We start from the raw sequence: 15639 nt of genomic DNA, 5'->3' as shown, positions 1-15639 counted from the left end.
CAAAAAAACCCTGCCATGAACAATATAATTCTATATCTCCAAAAATAACAGGTAAAAAAACAACAGGTAATGGACAACTAAGTCTACTACCATCTTGTATATAATTAAGAAACGAAAGAAACAATAAGTTTGAGGAGGAAGAAAAATGATAAAAGAAGCTTTAGGTATGATTGAAACGAGCGGACTGGTTGGAGCTGTAGAAGCTGCAGATGCCATGGTAAAATCGGCAAACGTTATTCTTATTGGATATGAAAAAATAGGTTCAGGACTTGTAACGGTAATGGTAAGAGGTGATGTTGGAGCAGTTAAAGCTGCTGTTGATGCTGGAACTTCTGCAGCCGATAAAGTAGGCAAGGTAGTATCATCACATGTTATTGCAAGACCACATACGGATGTTGAAAAAATACTTCCTGAAAAAACAGTTTAATAATAAAGGAGAATGACAATGAAAGATGATTTGATGGAAAAAATTATGGGCGAAGTTATGAAGAAAATTGGTGATGAAAGCGCTATTGCTGATATAGAATCAAAGCCTGCGTCTAAAGCTAGTTGTTCAATGACTGAGTTTGTTGGAAAGAGTGATTTTGGAAAAACAATAGGACTTGTTATTGCAAATGTTGACAGTTCTCTGCATGAACTAATGGGAATTGAGAAGAAATTTAGATCAATAGGAATTATAGGAGCAAGAACAGGAGCTGGACCACAAATATTTGCTGCTGATGAAGCTGTGAAGGCTACCAATTCTGAAATAGTAAAGATTGAACTTCCAAGAGATACAGAAGGCGGAGCAGGTCATGGATCTTTAATAATATTCGGAGCTGAAGATGTATCTGATGCAAGAAGAGCAGTAGAAGTAACACTTAAGGAGCTTGAAAGAACATTTGGAGATGTCTATGGAAACGAGGCAGGACATTTGGAGCTTCAATATTCTGCAAGAGCAAGCTATGCACTTAACAAAGCATTTAACGCACCTATAGGAAAAGCTTTTGGAATATCTGTTGGAGCACCTGCTGCAATTGGTGTGGTAATGGCTGATGCTGCTGTAAAAGCTGCAAATGTTGATATTATAGGATATGCATCTCCTGGAAACGGTGGAACAAGTTTTACAAATGAGGTTATAGTCTTCTTGTCAGGCGATTCAGGAGCCGTAAGACAATCCGTAATCGCTGCTAGAGAAGCAGGATTACCTCTTATTGAAACACTTGGAGGAGAAGCCAAACCAGCAAGTGTTCCATATATCTAATGAAAGGTAGGCATAGTAATGAGATCAAAAAGATTTGAAATACTGGAAAATAGACCGGTCAACAAGGATGGATTTATAGAGGAATGGCCTGAAGTTGGGCTTATAGCAATGGACAGTCCATATGATCCTAAGCCGAGTATAAAGATCGAAAATGGCGTGATAGTTGAATTTGATGGAAAGAAAAAAGAAGATTTCGACATGATAGATACATTTATTGCCAATTATGGAATAAATATTGAAAATGCAGAAAAAGCAATGGAAATGGATTCTTTGAACATAGCAAGAATGCTTGTTGATATTAATGTATCAAGGGATGAAATTATAAAATATACAACTGCAATGACTCCTGCAAAGGCTGTTGAGGTAGTAGGAAAGATGACTGTACTTGAAATGATGATGGCAATGAGTAAGATGAGGGCCAGAAAAAGACCTTCAAATCAATGTCATGTTACAAACCTAAAGGACAATCCTGTACAGATAGCAGCTGATGCTGCAGAAGGAGCTCTAAGAGGCTTTGATGAACAGGAGACAACGGTAGGAATAGTAAGATATGCACCATTTAATGCACTTGCAATTTTAGTAGGAGGACAGGTTGGAAGACCTGGAATACTTACACAGTGTGCAGTTGAAGAAGCTACTGAGCTGCAACTTGGAATGAGAGGACTTACAAGTTATGCAGAGACTGTATCTGTATATGGAACAGAGCCTGTATTCATGGATGGAGATGATACACCGTGGTCTAAAGCATTTTTAGCTTCGGCCTATGCATCAAGAGGTCTTAAGATGAGATTTACTTCAGGTACTGGATCAGAAGTACTTATGGGATATGCAGAAGGAAAATCAATGCTTTATCTTGAAGCAAGATGTATATATCTAACAAAGGGATCAGGAGTTCAGGGAATACAAAACGGATCAGTAAGTTGTGTAGGAGTACCTGGAGGAGTACCTGGAGGAATAAGAGCAATACTGGGAGAAAATCTTCTAGCTACTATGCTTGATCTTGAATGTGCTTCAAGTAATGACCAGACATTTACCCATTCGGATATAAGAAGAACTGCAAGATCACTTATGCAGATGGTACCTGGTACTGACTTTATATGTTCAGGATACAGTTCAGTTCCTAACTATGACAATATGTTTGCAGGATCAAACTGGGATGCAGAGGACTTTGACGATTGGAACATTATTCAGCGTGACCTTAAGATAGACGGTGGACTTAGACCTGTTAAGGAAGAAGATGTAATAAAGGTAAGAAACAAGGCAGCAAGGGCAATACAGGCGATATTCAAAGAGTTAGGTCTTTCTGATATTACAGATGAAGAAGTGGAAGCGGCAACCTATGCTCACGGAAGCAAGGATATGCCGGAAAGAAATGTAGTAGAGGACTTGAAGGCTGCAGAGGATATGATGAATAGAGAAATTACAGGGGTTGATGTGGTCAAGGCTCTTCATAGATCCGGATTTGAAGATGTTTCTGAAAGTCTTTTCAAGCTTTTAAAGCAGAGAGTATCTGGAGATTATCTTCATACATCAGCAATTATTGATAAGGATTTCAAGGTTATCAGTGCAGTCAATAATTCAAATGACTACCACGGACCACAGACAGGATATATTATAAGCGACGAAAGATGGGAAGAAATTAAAAACATAATAAATGTAGTTAAACCGGAAGATTTCTAGAAAGGAGAATGTATATGGAAATTAATGAAAAATTACTTAAAAGTATAATCGAAGAAGTATTGAGCGAATTTCAGACTAATGAATATAAACCAAGTGCATCAGCTCCTGTAGACTTTAAATCAGACGGAATGGATATATGCGAGATTGGAAAAGCTGAAAAAGGCAGGGATGCAAAAGAAGTAGTAATAGGAGTTGGTCCTGCTTTTGGAGTACATCAAACAAAAACAATAGTGAAGATACCTCATTCAAAAGTATTAAAGGAAATTATTGCTGGAATCGAAGAAGAAGGTATGAATGCTAGAATAGTAAAAATGTATGGAACATCTGATGTATCCTTCATTTCAAATCAGGCTGCTAAACTTAGCGGATCTGGAATAGGGATAGGTATACAGTCCAAGGGAACATCGGTTATTCATCAAAAAAATCTTATGCCACTTAGTAACCTGGAACTTTTTTCACAGGCACCACTAATCGATTTGGAAACTTTCAGGGCAATAGGTAAAAATGCCTCGAAGTATGCTAAGGGAGAATCACCAAATCCTGTACCTGTAAAGAACGACCAAATGGCAAGACCTAAATATCAGGCAATAGCAGCATTACTGCATATTAAGGAAACAGAGTATGTAGATGAAGAAAAGGGAACACAACAGTTGAGTATTACATTCAAATAAACAGGAGGTGTATTTATGGATAATAATAAAATGATAGAAGACCTGGTAAGAGAAGTATTGAAATCAATGCAAGGAACATCAAGCCAGGATGGTCATAAAAGTGTTGAAAGGGTAACTAAAAGCAGTATTGACGGAAGTGAATATCCTCTGGGAGACAATATACCTGACAAGATATTCAGTCATACGGGAGTTAAGTTGACAGACATTACCCTTGACAAGGTAATTAATGGTGAAATTTCATCTGATGACTTTAAGATTTCTTCTGAAACATTGGAGATGCAAAGCAAGGTGGCGGAATCGGTTAACAGGGATTCTTTCTCTGGAAACCTTAAGAGAGCTGCTGAACTAATAGCCATTCCTGATGAGAGGATACTTGAAATCTATGATGCAATGAGACCATACAGGTCTACAAAAGCAGAACTTCTTGCAATAGCAGATGAGCTGGAAAATAAATATGGATGTAAAATAAATTCCAAATTTATAAGAGAAGCTGCAGATGTCTACGAAGAAAGAGGAAGACTAAACAAAGCAACTTAGTTGCGTTTAACCGCATGAGCGGTTATTGTCACGAAGGAAAGTTATCATAATGTAAAACTACACGATTCAAGTAGTTTTAAAATAATAAACTTTCTGAAGATAGAAAAGTAAAGTAGGGATAATATGAAAATTATTGCTGGAATCGATATAGGAAATGCAAGTACCGAGGTAGCTCTTGGAAGAGTTACAGATGAAGGTATTGAATTCTTGTCAAGTGGTATAGTTCCAACTACTGGAATCAAGGGGACAAAGGAAAATGTCAATGGTATATATCATTCATTGAAAAAGGCTGTCGATGAAGCTGGAATATCAATCGATGATATAGACAGGATCAGAATCAATGAAGCTGCCCCTGTTATAGGTGACGTGGCAATGGAAACTATAACAGAGACCATAATCACTGAATCTACAATGATAGGACATAATCCTTCAACACCGGGAGGCCTTGGTATTGGAACGGGTATTACAGCTAAAATATATCAACTTGATAAAATCAAGAAAGGCACAGACATAATTGTTCTTTGTGATAGTGGAATGGGATTTGAAGAGATTGCAGAAAATATCAACCTTTATTCCAATACACTTAGCATAAATGGAGCAATAATAAAGAATGATGACGGTGTACTTATACACAATAGAATAAATAATCCAATTCCAATAATTGATGAAGTTGCCTTCATAGAGAAAATCCCACTGGGAATGAAGGCTGCTGTAGAAGTTGCTGGAAAAGGATCTGTAATAGAAAGACTTTCTAATCCCTATGGAATAGCAACATATTTTGATCTTTCTCCTGAAGAGACAAAACAGGTTGTGCCCATAGCAAGAGCATTGATTGGCAATCGTTCAGCAGTTGTTATCAAGACACCAAGGGGAGATGTTAAGGAAAGAAGGATACCTGCAGGAAAGATAATAGTTTCAGGAATGAACAAAAAACTTGAAGTGCCTGTGGAACTCGGTGCTGAAAAAATAATGGATGCAATAGGCAACATATCAGTTGTGGAAGATATAAAAGGCGAGACGGGAACAAATGCTGGAGGAATGCTTGAAAAAGTGAAAATTGTAATGGGTCAGCTTACGGAAAAAACCCCAAAGACAATAAGGATAGCAGATCTTCTTGCTGTTGATACATTCGTTCCGCAGAAGGTAATAGGTGGACTGGCAGGTGAATTTTCACTTGAAAATGCTGTAGGTATAGCTGCAATGGTTAAATCCGACAAGCTTCAGATGGAAAATATTGCAAACCTTCTTTCAGAAAAACTAGAGATAAAGGTGGAAGTTGGAGGCGTTGAAGCTGAAATGGCAATATTAGGTGCTCTGACTACTCCTGGATGTACAAAGCCTCTTGCAATTATAGACATGGGAGCTGGGTCTACTGATGCATCAATCATAAACAAGGATGGTAATATAAAATCCATACATCTGGCGGGTGCAGGGAACATGGTTACAATGCTTATTGATTCTGAACTTGGAATTGACGATATGAATATGGCTGAAGATATAAAGAAATACCCATTGGCAAAGGTGGAAAGTCTTTTTCACATAAGACATGAAGATGGTTCTGTAGAGTTTTTCGACAGACAGCTTAAACCTGATATTCTCTTCAAGGTGGTAATCGTGAAGGAAGGTCAGCTCGTTCCTGTCAACATTAAGCACGGACTAGAAAAAATAAGAAACATAAGACATGCTGCAAAGAAAAAAGTATTTGTAACAAATTCATTGAGAGCATTGAAAAAGGTAAGTCCGACTGAAAATATAAGGGACATTGAGTTTGTTGTCATGGTTGGAGGTTCAGCTCTTGATTTTGAAATACCACAGCTTGTCACAGATGAACTTTCAAATTACAGGATTGTTGCAGGAAGGGCCAATATAAGAAGCACTATGGGTCCAAGAAATGCAGTAGCTACAGGTCTTGTGCTTTCAAGTAAAGGGTGAGGAATATGAATTATTTTAGAAATGAAGAAAACCCTGCAATACTTATTTATGCACTTAAAACCGTAAGAATAGAGCTATATGAAGAATTACTCAATGGAATAGAAGAAGAAGGTTTGCCCTATAGAATTGTAAAGAAAGATTCTGATGATGCATTTAAATTGGCATCAATGGCATCTGAGGCAAATGTTTTGGTTGCCGGTATTGGAATAGATTCTGAAAACATTGTGCTACATCATGAAAAAATGAGCAAGTCGGAATATCTCTTTTCAATAAAAATAAGTGACAACATGTATATAAAAAGAGAAATGGGAGAATGTGCAGCAAGACTTGTAAAGAAAACACCATTTAAAAATTTACACATTCAGGAAAGTAACTAAATTTTACTTTCCTAAGCTTAAATGAGAAATGTCAACAGGAGAAAAGGTATGTCAAAGCTATCACTTGGTATCATAGAAACGGTAGGACTTGCTGCAGCAATAGAGGCGGCAGATGTTTGTGTCAAATCGGCAAATGTCAAACTTGTTGGATATGAACTCAGCAAGGGAGATGGAATGACTGTCGTTAAGATTGTAGGTAATGTAGGAGCTGTCAATACTGCAATATCAGCAGCTGAAATGGCAGCATCCTGGGTTTCAGCGGTAATCAGTTGCAGGGTAATAGCTAGACCTTCGGATCAGTTAGGCATGATGATTGAGAATGTCGAAACTGTAGGACTGAAAAAATGTCCAGGAGAAGAAATCGAAGAAGTTGAAGCTATAGAAATAATTGAAGAAGATAAAGAAATAAAAACTGCTGAAAAACTTGAAATAACAGAAGAAGATAAAGAGGAAGAAACTCTATCAACAGAAGAAACATTTCCAGAAGTAAAGAAATTGAAATTTACCTGTAATATATGTAAAGACCCTGAGTGCACCAGGAAAAAAGGTGATCTGCGAAGGGAATGCATACATTATAAAGAAAAAAACTAGGAGGAACAAAATGAAAGAAGCATTAGGAATGATAGAAACAAAAGGATTGGTTGGAGCTATAGAGGCTGCAGATGCAATGACAAAATCAGCAAATGTTACACTAATTGGATATGAAAAAATAGGATCTGGACTCGTTACTGTAATGGTAAGAGGAGATGTAGGTGCGGTAAAGGCTGCAGTTGATGCAGGCACAGCAGCAGTAGAAAGAGTAGGAGAACTTGTTTCAAAGCATGTAATAGCAAGACCTCACGAAGATGTGGAAAAAATTCTTCCAAAGGAATAAAAAACCGGGAAGTGAAAAATGAATTCAAACAATGATGATTTAATAAAGGAAATAACCAAAAGAGTAATGATGGCTCTTGAAGAGTGCAATGCAATGGTGCCAGTTGGAATATCAAACAGGCATGTTCATATAAGCAGGGGTGATCTCGATATTCTTTTTGGAAAAGACTATCAGCTCAAGAAATTCAAGGATTTGAAACAACCGGGACAATATGCTTCAAAGGAAACAGTAACTATCATAGGATCAAAAGGAAATTTTGAAAATGTAAGAATACTGGGTCCAGTAAGAAATGAAACACAGGTTGAGATATCCTTAAGCGACAGTTTTAAGCTTGGAATCAATCCACCGGTTACGGAATCGGGTAAGTTGAACGATACTCCAGGAATAGCGATTGTCGGACCCCTTGGGAAAGTAAGAAAAGACAGGGGAGTAATAGCAGCATTGAGACATATACATATGCCGGTAGAAACAGCAAAATTTCTTGGATTGAAAGACAAGGAAATGGTGGATGTTGAAGTTAATGGTATAAGAAAGTCTGTTATGGGAAATGTACTTGTGAGAGTTTCAGATAAGTATGAACTGGAAATACATGTTGATACAGACGAAGCAAACGGAAGCTGTTTGAAAAATGGCGACTTGGTTAAGATTATTATTTAAAAGAATATGAAATGAAAGGACTTGCTATGGAATTAGTTGATGTAAACATTAAGACAGAAAAATTTGCCGAATTGATAAGAGATGGTAAAAGAGGTAGCTATGAAGGAAATTTAAAGATTGGCGTTGACCTTGGAACTGCCAATATTTTTATTGCGGTAGTAGACATGAATGACGAACCTGTAGCAGGTGTATCAAGAGAGGCAAAGGTAATATGCAATGTGGTTGAGGCAGCAGGATTTTTAGTTACGGAGGTTGTTGGGGCCTGTTCCTTTGAACGTTTTGAAAGCGTATTTGAAAAATACTTGAAAATCAATATTGTAAATCCCAACAATCCATTGCTTATTACACCCCTTGGCATAGCCATGTATTCGAAATAGAGGGATTAAATGGACAAGGATATTTTCAAAAAAATAATTCTGGATTCTGTAATTCAAGTTATTTCCTCTGAAATTGCAGAAAGAGTTAGAAAAAAGATGATTTTAGAAAAAAACAGATTACTTGTAGTTTTTTCCGGAGGAGCATTTGGATTTAGTGAGGCAATAAAATCTTTAAGATATCTTGAAGACCAAGGCTATGACATAAGCTATATATTGACTGAAAGTGGAGCGAGGATTCTTGGTGAAGAGAATATAAAAACCCTTCTTAAAACAGACAAGGTTTATCTTGAAGGAAGAGACAATATAGATAAACAGGTAAATAATTCGAATATATTGATTCTACCTACATTGACAGCTAATTCAGTGGGAAAGATTGCAAATTGTATAAACGATACAAGTCTTACCAGAGCAACATCTCAATATATACTGGAAAGAAAGACAATATTTGCAGCAACAAACTGTTGTTGTCCTGAAGATGGAGAAAGATTGAAATATTTAAGTCATCCTATAAATGAATTCTATAAAAAACAGATGACGGAAAATATGGAAAAGATAGAAAAATTCGGAGTGAAATTTACATATTCTAAAAATATCGGCAAAAAGGTTTCAAACCATATCAAGGACAAATCAATCAGTGGAAGAAAAGCAGGTTATATTGAAAAAATACTTATTACAAGAACTGATATTGCAGGATATCCGGATAATATAGTTTTGTATACAGACAAGGATTGCAGATTTACCGATATGGCAATGGAAATGATTAAAAATAAAAATATAAGAATAGAATATAAATAAAAAAAGGAGGCCAATATGTACCTGGGAAAAGTAATAGGAACAGTAGTATCGACAAGCAAGGCAGAATCTCTTATCGGAAGCAAGCTACTTATAGTAAGGAAAATTGATGAAAAATACAATGATTTGAATAATACTGAGGTAGCAGTAGACAGTGTTGGAGCAGGGCCAGGTGAAATAGTATTGATTTCAAAAGGCAGTTCAGCAAGATCAGTATTTGAAAACCGTAATATTCCTGTCGATTCCTGTATAGTAGGTATAGTTGACTCCATTGAAATTAATGAATAAAGGTGAAGATAATGGCTAATGTTTATACCAGGACAGGAGACAAGGGTACCACCGGTCTCTTTGGAGGAAACAGAGTATCCAAGGATGATATCCGGGTTGAATGCTATGGAACTATGGATGAGGCAAATTCCATGATTGGATATGCTTCTACCCTTGTAAGTGACAATGAAGTCAGAATGCATCTTAAGAAAATTCAAAGTAAAATATTTGTTGTTGGAGCGGAACTTGCTTCAGATGAAAAAAGCATTGAAAAATTGAGTGAAAAAATATCTGGTGTAGATGTTTTGGAGATTGAAGAAACAACAGATTTCTATTTAAATATCATAGGTGAACAAAAATCATTTGTAGTACCAGGAGTCAATCAGTCGTCTTCAGTTCTTCATGTTGCAAGAACAATAGTGAGAAGAGGAGAAAGACTGATAACAAGTCTTAACAGGGACAATAAAGTAAATAAATACCTGATGAAGTATGTAAATAGATTGTCCGACTGTATTTTCACCCTGGCTAGATATGAAGAACACAGATGCATTGCAGAACAAATAAAAAATAGAGTGATTGAGAGAATAAATATGATTTCTAATAAATTGGATTTAAATAAGGCAAAAAAAATGGCTGAATATGCAGAAGAAAAAGCAAGAGAAATAAAGGTGCCAATGGTATTTTCCGTAGTAGACAATGGGGGAAATACCATTCTTGCACACAGAATGGATGATGCTCTTCTTGGAAGTATTGATATATCACTAAACAAGGCATATACATCAAGTGCACTGAAAATGGCTACTCATGAACTTAATGGATTGTCACAACCTGGACAACCACTGTATGGAATCGAGAATTCCAATGACGGAAGAATTATACTCTTTGGTGGAGGATATCCAATCTATTCCAACGGAAAGATACTTGGAGGAATAGGAGTCAGCGGAGGATCCGTTGAAGAGGACATGACTGTTGCAAAATATGTATTGAAGAGAATCAAGGAGATGGATTGATGAATATGAATAAGACGGTTATTGAAGAACTGGTAAAGAAAGTATTGCTGGAAATGAATGAAAGCAAGAGTGAAAAGTATAATAAAGACATATATTCAAATGGTATATTTGATGAAATGGATGATGCTATCGAGGCAGCATTCATAGGTCAGAAAAAGCTTGTAGAATGCAGCATGAAAAGAAGATCGGAATTTGTTGTTGCAATCAAGAAAGCCCTTGGTAAGGAAAGCAATATTAACATGATTTCCAAGCTTGGTGTTGAAGAAACAGGCATGGGCAAGTTTGATGATAAAATTATAAAAAACAGACTTGCAGTTGAAAAAACTCCGGGAATTGAAGATCTTGTAACTGAAGCAATGTCAGGGGACGACGGATTGACTCTTGTGGAACTATCGCCCTATGGAGTAATAGGGGCAATAACACCTACTACAAATCCATCAGAAACAATAATATGCAATACCATAGGAATGATAGCTGCAGGGAATTCAGTAGTGTTCAGTCCTCATCCAAGGGCAAGAAAAACTTCACTTACAACAATTGGAATAATAAATGGAGCTCTCAAGAAGGTTGGAGCACCTGAAAATCTTGTAGTTATGGTGAAGGAGCCATCAATTGAAAAGGCTGAAATCATGATGAACCACGAAAAGATAAGATTACTTGTTGCAACTGGTGGACCTGGAGTTGTAAAATCTGTTCTTTCAACAGGTAAAAAAGCAATTGGTGCCGGAGCAGGAAATCCACCGGCAGTAGTAGATGAGACAGCAAATATTGAAAAAGCGGCAAAAGACATAATAGATGGATGCAGCTTTGATAATAATCTTCCATGTATAGCTGAAAAAGAAGTAATTGCAGTAGATTCAATAGCTGACTATTTGATATTAAATATGAAAAGAAATGGTGGCTATGAGCTTACAGACAAAGCGAAGATCAATGAACTTAGAAGCCTCGTAATTAACGATAAGGGCAAGCCTGTGACATCCTTCGTTGGTAAAAGTGCAAACTATATTCTTGAAAAAATAGGAATGGATGTAAAGGAAGAAGTTAAGGCAATAATATTTGAAGCTGAAAGAAGCGATTTGTTTGTTGTTGAAGAACTTATGATGCCTATACTTCCAGTAGTTAGAGTTGATAATGTAGATGAAGCCATAGAACTTGCAGTCAAGGTAGAAAATGGGAACAGACATACTGCAATTATGCATTCAAAAAATGTTGACAAGCTTACGGAAATGGCTAAAAAGATTCAGACTACAATATTTGTCAAAAACGGACCATCATATGCAGGTATAGGAGTAGGCGGAGAAGGATATACAACCTTCACGATAGCTGGACCAACCGGAGAAGGACTAACTTCTGCAAAAACATTTGCTAGAAAAAGAAGATGTGTTCTAGTAGGCGGGCTCGACATTAAATAAGTCAGGAGAATATCATGAGTGAGAATCTGGTTAATCTCATAAGAGACAATGGAGTTGTAGGAGCCGGTGGTGCCGGATTTCCAACCCATGTAAAAATAGATGCCAAGGCAGAATATGTAATAGTCAACGGAGCTGAATGTGAACCTCTTCTAAGAGTTGACCAGCAGTTGATGTCAGTTAAAACAAAGGAAATAATAAGGGCCCTTGACTATGTGAGAAAACATGTAGGAGCAAATAAAGCCTATATAGGACTCAAGTCAAAATACAAGGATGCTATTAAAGCCGTAGAAGAAGAAATAAAAAGCTACGAATCTATGGAAATAAAAGAGCTTGGAAACTTCTATCCTGCTGGAGACGAGCAGGTGCTGGTATATGAAACAACCAAAAGGATAGTTCCAGAAGGTGGTATACCTCTTAATGTTGGAGTTGTTGTACTAAATGTTGAAACTCTTCTAAATATTTATGAAGGTGTTTTTGAAAACAGACCAGTTACTGAAAAATACATAACAGTAACTGGAGAAGTCAGAACTCCCATAACAGTAAAGGTTCCTATAGGAATATCCATTGAAGAAGTTATACAGATGGCTGGAGGAACTGATCTTGAGGAATACATTGTAATAAACGGTGGACCAATGATGGGCAAGATTGTATCATCACTGGATGAACCAATTACAAAAACTACCAAGGGACTCATAGTTCTCCCAAAAGATCATAGCCTTTCAATAACATTTGAAAAAGATATAGCATGCATGTTGAGAGAAGCAAGAACATCATGCATGCACTGCAGTCTTTGTACGGAAGTATGTCCAAGAAACCTTATAGGACACAGTATAGAGCCTCACAAACTGATAAGACTTGCAAGCTATGGAAGTACCTGCGATGCAGGAACAAATACAACCACTGCATTTCTTTGCTGTGAATGCAGACTTTGCGAGTATGCATGTGTTATGAATTTACAACCATGGAAGCTTCATAATTTATTGAAAAGTAAAATGGCGGTGGAAGGAATAAGAATCCCCACCATGAAAAACCTGAAGATGTTCATCCATTCAGGGAGTACAAAAGATATCCAGTAAGCAAACTTGTAAGACAGCTTGGATTGACGAAATATGATGTAAAAGCTCCCTTGTCTAATGACAATGCGAAATATAATAAAGTAAGGATAAAGATGAGCCAGCATATAGGAATGCCTGCAGTACCTGTTGTCAATGAAGGTGACAGTATAGTAAAAGGACAACTTCTAGCAACTGTTCCTGAAGAAAAGCTTGGCTCGGAAATCCATTCAAGTATTAATGGCAAAATAATCAATATTGTAGATGGTGAAATCACCATTGGCTGTATTGATTAAACAGAAGAGGTGCAAAATGAAAAAATCATTAGGATTAATTGAATTTAAAAGCATACCTGTAGGAATACAGGTGGTTGATGAAATGCTAAAAGCAGCCAATATTGAAATTTTACTTTCAACTCCCGTTTGTCCTGGAAAATATATAACAATGATAAGCGGCAAAGTTGGAGATGTAGAGGCAGCTATAAAGGCTGGAGAAAAGAGGGGAGATATTTTTCTTGTTGAAAGTCATGTATTGGCGAGCATAGATGAAAAAATACTTCCTGCAATATCAGGAATATGTGATGTTGATGAAATAAAATCACTTGGCATCATAGAAACAATGTCGGCTCTTAGTGCTGTAGTAGCAGCAGATATTGCCGTGAAAGCTTCCAATGTGGAAGTTATTGATATAAGAGTAGCGAGAGGACTGGGCGGCAAAGGATTCATAATAGTTACAGGGGAAGTATCTTCTGTAAAGATGGCCATTGAATCATGCATCAATGAAATGCAGGATTCAGGAACTATAACAAGTCATTCGGTAATCTCGTCTCCACATAAAGATATATTAAATATATTATTCTAAAAAACAGGAGGATTCACATGAATTTATTATTGAGTTTGGGTTTAAGCATTGGAGCATTGGCAGGAGTTTGGACAGCAATAAGTGTTGTAATGACCCTTAGTACATTTGCAGGGTTTGCAGCATGGGCAACATACTTTGCAGTTGGTGGAGGAACAAAGGGACTGAAAGATACAGTTCTTAACAACTTAAGCGGAGTGTTTTGGGGAGTTATGATGATTCAGTTAACAGGAGTATTGACACCTATGATGGGAAGTACGGTAGCATTGTCTGTAGCAGTTGCGATTGGAGCATTCGCAATGTGTATTCAAGCAAACGTTTCGCATTTTGCATTTATACCGGGAGCATTTATTGGATGTGCAATATACTTTGCAACAGGAGATGCAATGGTAGCAGCTATAGGCCTTGTAAGTGGAGCAGTATTTGGATGGGCATCTGATAAAGGTGCGGCTATGTTAAGAGGAGAGAAAGCAGAGAAGGCAGCATAAATTAACTAAAAATACAAATTAAAAAATTATGAACTGGCTATAAATGCGGAATGAGGAGTAAACTCATTCCGCATTTTTTTACAATTCTTTCCAAATATCCAAATATGTTTCTTTTGTATATAAAGGAACATGATTTTCTATGATTTTTGTTGCCAGTTCAGCATCATCATACAATAAGTCGATAATGGACATAGCCATTGATTTTGCAGGTATTATATATGCAGCATCCTCGTCGCAAACTTCGAAATCCTTACTGTGTGCTACGCCTTTGTAGCCTCCACTTGAAAGATGTATAAAAGGAATTATTGAGCTAATGTCTCCGGCATCCGTTGCACCCATTAGCTCATATCCCTTTAATACGTTTTCCTCGCCGATAAGTTTTGTTGCATTGTCGCTTATGAGTTCATTGAGTTCCTTGTTTTGAACAAGTGGAAGATATCCGGGTATTTCCTTGATTTCCACTTCTGCACCAATGGCATCTGCACCAGCCTTAAGTGCACGGTTGACTTTGTGGCTTGCATCCAATACGGCTTCCATATTTCTTCCCCTTACATATGTTTCCATATGAACATCAGCAGGTACAATATTAACCATGTCTCCACCTTTTGTCATTATTGGATGAATTCTAATTCTGTCTGATTCCTTGAAGGTTTCTCTCTGAGCATGTATTCCCATAATTCCAAGCATCGCCGCATTTAGCGCATTTACACCCAAGTGGGGAACTGCACCAGCATGAGCTTCTTTTCCTGTATATTTAATAACTTTTCCAACAAAACCTGAACTGTCACAAAAAGTAAGGATTTTCTTATCCTCTACTTGTGCATGAGAATGGACCATCATTCCCATATCTATATCATCAAAAGTCCCCAGTCTTATTAGCTCTTGCTTGCCTCCAAAAAATTCTATTTTACCTTCTTGCTTAAGTTTTTGCCTGTATTCAAGCTCTACATATTCTTCCGCAGGTACGGCAATGAAGGTTACATCTCCGTCAAGTTGAGAAATTACATCGCTTAATACAAGTCCCATGGCAGCTCCAAGCATTGTGGTTATCTGTGCATGATGTCCACATGAATGCGCTGCCCCCGTCAAATCATCGGCATGGGGATGAAGTGGACAAACAACAGCATCAAGTTCTCCCAAAATAGCAACCTTGATTTTGTCTGACTTACCCTTTGCTGTACCCTTTACACCTGTTATGGCGATATTGTCTTCAAATTCGATATTGAGTTCATTAAATATCAGCTTTACAAGTTCAGATGTTTTATGCTCTTTGAATCCTAATTCGGGATTTGAAAAAAATTTATTTGCAATAGAAATAATTCTATTTCGATTTTCATCTATTGTTTTGATTGTCTTTAATTTAAGCTGTTCTTTATTCATTTTAGTCTCCTGTATTATATAATCACAATATT

Annotated in this window: 20 protein-coding genes; 19 read left to right on the top strand and 1 reads right to left on the bottom strand. The window is 37.0% G+C overall.

The window, feature by feature from the left end:
- Positions 1-145 precede the first annotated feature (145 nt).
- The 19 genes from AC3AX0_RS00170 (at position 146) to AC3AX0_RS00080 (ending at position 14227) form a co-directional block, all read left to right on the top strand.
- Positions 146-427 carry a BMC domain-containing protein gene (locus AC3AX0_RS00170; RefSeq protein WP_487548278.1) on the top strand — a complete coding sequence of 94 codons (282 nt, stop codon included), beginning with the start codon at positions 146-148 and terminating at the stop codon, positions 425-427.
- An 18-nt stretch (positions 428-445) separates the two neighbouring features.
- On the top strand, positions 446-1243 hold the full coding sequence (pduB, locus tag AC3AX0_RS00165) for a propanediol utilization microcompartment protein PduB (protein ID WP_487548277.1): 798 nt from the start codon (positions 446-448) through the stop codon (positions 1241-1243).
- 18 nt (positions 1244-1261) lie between these two features.
- Positions 1262-2923: a propanediol/glycerol family dehydratase large subunit gene (locus AC3AX0_RS00160; RefSeq protein ID WP_487548276.1), complete on the top strand. Its 1662-nt coding sequence runs from the start codon at positions 1262-1264 to the stop codon at positions 2921-2923.
- Positions 2924-2937: 14 nt separating this feature from the next.
- Positions 2938-3594 carry a propanediol/glycerol family dehydratase medium subunit gene (locus AC3AX0_RS00155; RefSeq protein WP_487548275.1) on the top strand — a complete coding sequence of 219 codons (657 nt, stop codon included), beginning with the start codon at positions 2938-2940 and terminating at the stop codon, positions 3592-3594.
- A gap of 15 nt (positions 3595-3609) precedes the next feature.
- Positions 3610-4131: a diol dehydratase small subunit gene (locus AC3AX0_RS00150; RefSeq protein ID WP_487548274.1), complete on the top strand. Its 522-nt coding sequence runs from the start codon at positions 3610-3612 to the stop codon at positions 4129-4131.
- Between the two features lie 123 nt (positions 4132-4254).
- Positions 4255-6063: a diol dehydratase reactivase subunit alpha gene (locus AC3AX0_RS00145; protein WP_487548273.1), complete on the top strand. Its 1809-nt coding sequence runs from the start codon at positions 4255-4257 to the stop codon at positions 6061-6063.
- A 5-nt stretch (positions 6064-6068) separates the two neighbouring features.
- Positions 6069-6440: a glycerol dehydratase reactivase beta/small subunit family protein gene (locus AC3AX0_RS00140; RefSeq protein WP_487548272.1), complete on the top strand. Its 372-nt coding sequence runs from the start codon at positions 6069-6071 to the stop codon at positions 6438-6440.
- A 48-nt stretch (positions 6441-6488) separates the two neighbouring features.
- A complete protein-coding gene (locus AC3AX0_RS00135; RefSeq protein ID WP_487548271.1) occupies positions 6489-7031 on the top strand; it encodes a BMC domain-containing protein in 543 nt (180 codons plus the stop codon).
- Positions 7032-7041: 10 nt separating this feature from the next.
- On the top strand, positions 7042-7314 hold the full coding sequence (locus AC3AX0_RS00130; RefSeq protein ID WP_487548270.1) for a BMC domain-containing protein: 273 nt from the start codon (positions 7042-7044) through the stop codon (positions 7312-7314).
- Between the two features lie 18 nt (positions 7315-7332).
- Complete coding sequence (pduL, locus tag AC3AX0_RS00125) at positions 7333-7971, top strand: phosphate propanoyltransferase (RefSeq protein ID WP_487548269.1); 639 nt, start codon at positions 7333-7335, stop codon at positions 7969-7971.
- Between the two features lie 11 nt (positions 7972-7982).
- A complete protein-coding gene (locus AC3AX0_RS00120) occupies positions 7983-8348 on the top strand; it encodes a hypothetical protein (protein ID WP_487548268.1) in 366 nt (121 codons plus the stop codon).
- Between the two features lie 9 nt (positions 8349-8357).
- Complete coding sequence (locus AC3AX0_RS00115) at positions 8358-9143, top strand: flavoprotein (RefSeq protein ID WP_487548267.1); 786 nt, start codon at positions 8358-8360, stop codon at positions 9141-9143.
- 15 nt (positions 9144-9158) lie between these two features.
- A complete protein-coding gene (locus AC3AX0_RS00110; protein ID WP_487548266.1) occupies positions 9159-9428 on the top strand; it encodes a EutN/CcmL family microcompartment protein in 270 nt (89 codons plus the stop codon).
- 11 nt (positions 9429-9439) lie between these two features.
- Positions 9440-10417: a cob(I)yrinic acid a,c-diamide adenosyltransferase gene (locus AC3AX0_RS00105; protein WP_487548265.1), complete on the top strand. Its 978-nt coding sequence runs from the start codon at positions 9440-9442 to the stop codon at positions 10415-10417.
- Positions 10417-11829 carry an aldehyde dehydrogenase family protein gene (locus AC3AX0_RS00100; protein ID WP_487548264.1) on the top strand — a complete coding sequence of 471 codons (1413 nt, stop codon included), beginning with the start codon at positions 10417-10419 and terminating at the stop codon, positions 11827-11829. The genes AC3AX0_RS00105 and AC3AX0_RS00100 overlap by 1 nt, the downstream gene beginning before the upstream one ends.
- A 14-nt stretch (positions 11830-11843) precedes the next feature.
- Positions 11844-12905: a 4Fe-4S dicluster domain-containing protein gene (locus AC3AX0_RS00095; protein ID WP_487548263.1), complete on the top strand. Its 1062-nt coding sequence runs from the start codon at positions 11844-11846 to the stop codon at positions 12903-12905.
- A gap of 23 nt (positions 12906-12928) precedes the next feature.
- Positions 12929-13177: a biotin/lipoyl-containing protein gene (locus AC3AX0_RS00090; protein ID WP_487548262.1), complete on the top strand. Its 249-nt coding sequence runs from the start codon at positions 12929-12931 to the stop codon at positions 13175-13177.
- A 16-nt stretch (positions 13178-13193) separates the two neighbouring features.
- Positions 13194-13742, top strand: coding sequence for a BMC domain-containing protein (locus AC3AX0_RS00085; protein WP_487548261.1), 549 nt, complete (start codon positions 13194-13196; stop codon positions 13740-13742).
- A gap of 17 nt (positions 13743-13759) precedes the next feature.
- Positions 13760-14227 carry a DUF1097 domain-containing protein gene (locus tag AC3AX0_RS00080; RefSeq protein ID WP_487548260.1) on the top strand — a complete coding sequence of 156 codons (468 nt, stop codon included), beginning with the start codon at positions 13760-13762 and terminating at the stop codon, positions 14225-14227.
- A 78-nt stretch (positions 14228-14305) separates the two neighbouring features.
- Here AC3AX0_RS00080 and AC3AX0_RS00075 read toward each other — a convergent pair whose 3' ends face one another.
- Positions 14306-15607 (bottom strand): amidohydrolase, encoded by a 1302-nt coding sequence (locus AC3AX0_RS00075; protein WP_487548259.1) that lies wholly within the window; start codon positions 15605-15607, stop codon positions 14306-14308.
- Between the last annotated feature and the right edge of the window lie 32 nt (positions 15608-15639).

The sequence above is a fragment of the Dethiosulfatibacter sp. genome (genome assembly GCF_983023055.1).
The sequence above is the reverse complement of the archived record's forward strand: the minus strand, read 5'-3'. Positions and strand labels throughout refer to the sequence as shown.

What these genes read in the sequence shown, in the direction of transcription:
- AC3AX0_RS00170 (WP_487548278.1), top strand. Translation starts at nt 146, where the DNA reads ATGATAAAAGAAGCTTTAGGTATGATTGAAACGAGCGGACTGGTTGGA.
- pduB (WP_487548277.1), top strand. Translation starts at nt 446, where the DNA reads ATGAAAGATGATTTGATGGAAAAAATTATGGGCGAAGTTATGAAGAAA.
- AC3AX0_RS00160 (WP_487548276.1), top strand. Translation starts at nt 1,262, where the DNA reads ATGAGATCAAAAAGATTTGAAATACTGGAAAATAGACCGGTCAACAAG.
- AC3AX0_RS00155 (WP_487548275.1), top strand. Translation starts at nt 2,938, where the DNA reads ATGGAAATTAATGAAAAATTACTTAAAAGTATAATCGAAGAAGTATTG.
- AC3AX0_RS00150 (WP_487548274.1), top strand. Translation starts at nt 3,610, where the DNA reads ATGGATAATAATAAAATGATAGAAGACCTGGTAAGAGAAGTATTGAAA.
- AC3AX0_RS00145 (WP_487548273.1), top strand. Translation starts at nt 4,255, where the DNA reads ATGAAAATTATTGCTGGAATCGATATAGGAAATGCAAGTACCGAGGTA.
- AC3AX0_RS00140 (WP_487548272.1), top strand. Translation starts at nt 6,069, where the DNA reads ATGAATTATTTTAGAAATGAAGAAAACCCTGCAATACTTATTTATGCA.
- AC3AX0_RS00135 (WP_487548271.1), top strand. Translation starts at nt 6,489, where the DNA reads ATGTCAAAGCTATCACTTGGTATCATAGAAACGGTAGGACTTGCTGCA.
- AC3AX0_RS00130 (WP_487548270.1), top strand. Translation starts at nt 7,042, where the DNA reads ATGAAAGAAGCATTAGGAATGATAGAAACAAAAGGATTGGTTGGAGCT.
- pduL (WP_487548269.1), top strand. Translation starts at nt 7,333, where the DNA reads ATGAATTCAAACAATGATGATTTAATAAAGGAAATAACCAAAAGAGTA.
- AC3AX0_RS00120 (WP_487548268.1), top strand. Translation starts at nt 7,983, where the DNA reads ATGAAAGGACTTGCTATGGAATTAGTTGATGTAAACATTAAGACAGAA.
- AC3AX0_RS00115 (WP_487548267.1), top strand. Translation starts at nt 8,358, where the DNA reads ATGGACAAGGATATTTTCAAAAAAATAATTCTGGATTCTGTAATTCAA.
- AC3AX0_RS00110 (WP_487548266.1), top strand. Translation starts at nt 9,159, where the DNA reads ATGTACCTGGGAAAAGTAATAGGAACAGTAGTATCGACAAGCAAGGCA.
- AC3AX0_RS00105 (WP_487548265.1), top strand. Translation starts at nt 9,440, where the DNA reads ATGGCTAATGTTTATACCAGGACAGGAGACAAGGGTACCACCGGTCTC.
- AC3AX0_RS00100 (WP_487548264.1), top strand. Translation starts at nt 10,417, where the DNA reads ATGAATATGAATAAGACGGTTATTGAAGAACTGGTAAAGAAAGTATTG.
- AC3AX0_RS00095 (WP_487548263.1), top strand. Translation starts at nt 11,844, where the DNA reads ATGAGTGAGAATCTGGTTAATCTCATAAGAGACAATGGAGTTGTAGGA.
- AC3AX0_RS00085 (WP_487548261.1), top strand. Translation starts at nt 13,194, where the DNA reads ATGAAAAAATCATTAGGATTAATTGAATTTAAAAGCATACCTGTAGGA.
- AC3AX0_RS00080 (WP_487548260.1), top strand. Translation starts at nt 13,760, where the DNA reads ATGAATTTATTATTGAGTTTGGGTTTAAGCATTGGAGCATTGGCAGGA.
- AC3AX0_RS00075 (WP_487548259.1), bottom strand. Translation starts at nt 15,607, where the DNA reads ATGAATAAAGAACAGCTTAAATTAAAGACAATCAAAACAATAGATGAA.